The sequence below is a fragment of the Azonexus sp. genome, from assembly GCF_036170495.1.
Classification (GTDB): domain Bacteria; phylum Pseudomonadota; class Gammaproteobacteria; order Burkholderiales; family Rhodocyclaceae; genus Azonexus.
On the sequence record NZ_JAVHPH010000183.1, the window covers coordinates 1 to 4,219 of the forward strand.

At 57.9% G+C, this 4,219-nt stretch carries 5 protein-coding genes; 4 read left to right on the forward strand and 1 reads right to left on the reverse strand.

Translation table 11 applies throughout. The features are described from left to right. Positions 1-187 precede the first annotated feature (187 nt). Positions 188-1,291 (forward strand): HD domain-containing phosphohydrolase, encoded by a 1,104-nt coding sequence (locus ADADOO_RS06165; protein ID WP_511275914.1) that lies wholly within the window; start codon positions 188-190, stop codon positions 1,289-1,291. Next, complete coding sequence (gene tcdA / locus ADADOO_RS06170) at positions 1,291-2,058, forward strand: tRNA cyclic N6-threonylcarbamoyladenosine(37) synthase TcdA (protein ID WP_511275916.1); 768 nt, start codon at positions 1,291-1,293, stop codon at positions 2,056-2,058. Before ADADOO_RS06165 ends, tcdA begins: the two co-directional genes overlap by 1 nt. A gap of 66 nt (positions 2,059-2,124) precedes the next feature. Here tcdA and ADADOO_RS06175 read toward each other — a convergent pair whose 3' ends face one another. Continuing rightward, the gene (locus ADADOO_RS06175) at positions 2,125-2,874 is read right to left on the reverse strand and encodes an IclR family transcriptional regulator (RefSeq protein WP_511275920.1); all 750 of its coding nucleotides are present in this window, start codon (positions 2,872-2,874) and stop codon (positions 2,125-2,127) included. A gap of 130 nt (positions 2,875-3,004) precedes the next feature. Here ADADOO_RS06175 and ADADOO_RS06180 point away from each other — a divergent pair, with 130 nt between their 5' ends. Beyond that, positions 3,005-3,736 (forward strand): (Fe-S)-binding protein, encoded by a 732-nt coding sequence (locus ADADOO_RS06180; protein WP_511275917.1) that lies wholly within the window; start codon positions 3,005-3,007, stop codon positions 3,734-3,736. Then, the coding region (locus ADADOO_RS06185) for an LUD domain-containing protein (protein WP_511275918.1) at positions 3,736-4,219 on the forward strand (484 nt) is incomplete at its 3' end. The genes ADADOO_RS06180 and ADADOO_RS06185, both read left to right, overlap by 1 nt.

Genomic DNA, 4,219 nt, shown 5'->3' on the forward strand with positions numbered 1-4,219 from the left:
ACGGCCTTCATGTCGGGCCCGATCAGGGCGTAGAGCTGTTCCAGAGTCACGGCAGGTATTTCCTAGATGAAGCGCGGAATCTTAGGTGGCGAAGATGGTGCAGTCAAGGCCAAGAAAGCAAGGATCCGCGCTGCTCCTGGCGCCAGTTTGTTAAACTCGTAAAATTATTAGAAATGACGGGGGCTACATGGATATTTGTTCGATCATTGCACCAGTGATCCACGATCGCGAAGCGCTGATTGAGTTTGCCGAGGTTCTGACAGAGCGTGCGCCGGACATCGAACGCGACGTTGCGCTCTTGAAAAAAATCCCGGCAGACCGCGACATTATTGCCAATCTCTTTCGCTCCGTTCACAACGTCAAGGGAGATGCCTCTCTCTGTAAATTCGAGCTTGGCGTTGCCGTCGCCCATCCTATAGAAACCATGCTGGCTCGTTTTCGAGAGGGTGAAATCCGGTTCTCCGAATTGCTTGCTGAAATGGTTCTGCTTGCTGTTGATCGCCTCGAATTGGCGACTGATGCCTTACTTGCTGGCAAACCACTGGACAACCTCCAGCTCCCCTTACTGGTGCAAGGTCTTGATGCGCTAGCCCTGGAGTCGGTGGAACAGATTGACGTGGCCTGTGCCGACCTGATCGAGGCCGTCACCGGATTTCCGCCAGTAATACCCGATATTTCGAGCCGCGCACCTCAATCTTCCTCCCCTAGCCCCGAGCAGAGGAATGGCAGTGCCGACCTACACTTTTTCCGCTCACTTGCGCTACAGTTCGAAAGCCGCTCCCCATTGTTCAAGGGGCGCACCATGCGGATACTTCGGCTGGCGCTGGAGACTAACAAGGCCGGCAATACCCTGGTCGATCCTGTTCAACTCGAAGCAGCGACATATCTACATGATGTTGGCATGATGCTGTTGCCGGAGTCTACCTGGTTAAAAATAGGAAAGATGACGGCCGATGACAAACTGGCGCTAAGAAACCACCCCGGTTTCGCCGCCGGCCTTTTGCAGAGAATTCCTGGCTGGGAGGCGGCCACCGTGATCGTCGCCCAACATCATGAAATGCCGGACGGTGGCGGTTATCCCAATGGATTGCGCGATGCAGATATTTGCGCCGGCGCAAAGATCCTTGCCATTGTCGATGCCTTCGAGGCCGTCATGCTCAAGCATATTCATCGCGGAAAAAATCGTTCTGTATTGCGCGCTATTGCTGAAATCAACGCCTGCGACAATCAATTTTCTCCCGAGTGGATTGCCCCGTTCAATGAAGTTATCCGCAAAACCGTTGAGAACTGATGCCGACTATTGATCGCGAACGTCGTTTTGGTGGCGTTACCCGCCTGTATGGTGTCGATGGTGCCGAACGCTTACGAAAAGCAAATGTTTGTATCGTTGGAATTGGCGGGGTCGGTTCGTGGAGCGCAGAAGCACTTGCGCGCACGGGAATTGGCCGAATAACCGTAGTCGACCTTGATATGGTGGCCGAATCCAATACGAATAGGCAAATCCATGCCCTTGGCGATGTTTATGGCAAAGCTAAAGTGGACGCCATGGCTGAACGGATACGAGCGATCAATCCCGATTGCGTAGTCTGTTGCGTCGAGGATTTCGTTACGCCAGAAAACGTTGGAAGCATTCTCGACCAGGACTACTCGCTGGTCGTCGATGCGATTGATCAGGTCCGCGCCAAAGCAGCCATGATCGCCTTCTGCCGACGGGTCAATGTACCGATTGTCGTTGCCGGGGCGGCAGGAGGGCAAATCGACCCAACTCAGGTGTGCGTCACCGACCTAAGTAAAACGGTGCAGGATCCTCTACTGGCAAAAGTGCGCGCACTATTACGCCGTGAATATGCGTTTACGCGTGACACAAAGAAAAAATTCAATGTTTCCGCCATCTTTTCGACTGAGCCACTGCGCTACCCCGAGAATGATTCGGCCTGTGATAGCGCGCTCAGTGCTAGCGGCCTGAATTGTTCGGGCTTCGGTTCATCCGTTTGTGTCACATCCGTTTTTGGCATGGTGGCCGCAGCCGAGGCAATCAGGCAGATTAGCCGTTCATAAGAAAGTAAGGCATTTGCATCCTGAATCGCCCGGTGTGGCCCCGCCTGTCGGCTGGGGTGGGCGCGGTCAGGAAACCTGGCCGCCCTTGTCCCGATTGGGGCCGGTGTAACCGAGGGTGTGCGAGACGGCGTCAGCGGTTTGCTTGACCAAACGAGCCCAGTCGGGATCGTGGCGGTCGGCTGGGGCGGAGACCGATAGCGCGGCGACGACATTGCCTTCATCGTCATGAATGGGGGCGGCGACGCACTTAAGGCCGAGTTCGGCTTCTTCGTCGTCGTAGGCGACGCCGTGACGGCGCACCTTGTCGAGTTCTTTTTCCAGGGCGACAAGGGTGGTCAGCGAATGCGGTGTCTTGCCTGGCAGGCCGGTGCGTTTGGCGTAATCACGAACTTTTTGCGAACTCTCGGTGGCCAGGAAGAGCTTGCCGAGTGAGGTTAGATGGAGTGGTGCGCGGCCGCCGACCAGATAGACTACGCGGACCAGAGCGCGGCCCGAAGAGGTGCGTTCGAGATAGACGATTTCGTCTTCATGACGGGTGCCGAGATTGATCGCCTCGCCGATTTTTTCGTGCAGTTCCTGCATGAAGGGCAGGGCGACTTCGCGCATGTTGATGCGGGATTTGACGATGCCGCCGAGTTCCAGCAGGCGAATGCCGAGGCGATAGCTGCCGGCGTCATCGCGTTCGACAAAGCGCGCGGCGCTCATCGCGGCCAGAATACGATGCGCTGTCGAGGGGTGGAGTTCGGTGGTGTGGGCCAGTTGTTTCAGGCTGGCTGAATCGGGGGACGCGGCAAGGGCATCAAGCAACGACATCATGCGTTCGATAACCTGGATGGTGCCTGGCGTTTTGGCCGGCCCGCGGGCAGCTTCGGACAACTGGATTCCTTTATTGGTGCGGTTTGAGTAGCATTAGCCACTTCGTTTTCTTGTGCGCCGCAATATTAGCATGCGCTTAGCTCTCTACGTTACCTGTCTGGTCGACCTGATGCGCCCCTCGATCGGTTTTGCTGCGTTGCGTCTGCTCGAAGCGACTGGTGCCGAGGTTTTCGTGCCGGAGGGCCAGACTTGCTGCGGTCAACCGGCCTGGAGCGCGGGAAATCGCCGGCTTGCCGTCGACCTCGCGAAGAAGGCGATTGCCGAGCTGGAGGATTACGACACTGTGGTCATTCCGTCCGGCTCGTGTACCGACCAGATCCGCAATGTTTATCCGCAGCTCTTTGCCGATGATCCTCTCTGGGGGCCGAGGGCGCGGGCGCTGGCGGCCCGGGCGCATGAATTGACGGGCTTTCTCGCTGAGGTGACGAAGACCGATTGGGTTGCGCCTGAATTTGCTGGCAGCGTCACCTACCACGATTCCTGCAAGGGGCTGCGGGGCTTGGGCATCAAGCGCCAGCCGCGTGAGCTGTTGCTCAAGGTGCGCGGCCTGAGCCTCAAGGAAATGCCCGATTGCGAAGAATGCTGCGGTTTTGGCGGGGCTTTCTCGGTGAAGTTTGGCGAGGTGTCGACGCAGATTGTCGACCGCAAATGCGATTCGATTGCGGCGGCCGGGGCTGATGCCGTGGTCGGTGGTGACCTCGGCTGCCTGATCAATATCGAAGGCCGTTTGCGCCGGCGTGGCGACGAGATGACGCGCGTTCTGCACATTGCCGAAGTGCTCGCCGGCGGGGGAAATTCTTGATGGTGGCAGCTGGACGTTCGCAAGCCATGCATTTCCATGCCAGGGCCGGGGAAAAAGTCCGGAATGCCGTGCTGCAACGCGCACTGCAGAAGGCCAAGCCGCTATTTGTCGGCAAGCGAGCCAAGGGCATCGCTTCGCTGGCCGAGGATGGCCTCGATTTCGACATGCTACGGTCAACCGGAAAAAACATCCGAAATCGAATCCTCGCCGATCTTGATGTCTGGCTCGAACTTTTCGAGGAGCGGGCCACGGCGATCGGCGCCGAGGTGCTGTGGGCGGGCGATGGCGCCGAAGTGAGCCGGCTGGTGGTGGACATCGCCCGCCGCCATGGCGTGACCAAGGCGGTCAAGTCGAAGTCGATGCTTTCCGAAGAGGCGCAGCTCAACGAGGCGCTCGCTGCGGCCGGCATCCGCCCGGTCGAGACCGATCTCGGCGAATACATCGTGCAGTTGGCCGGCGAAACACCGTCGCACATCATCGCGC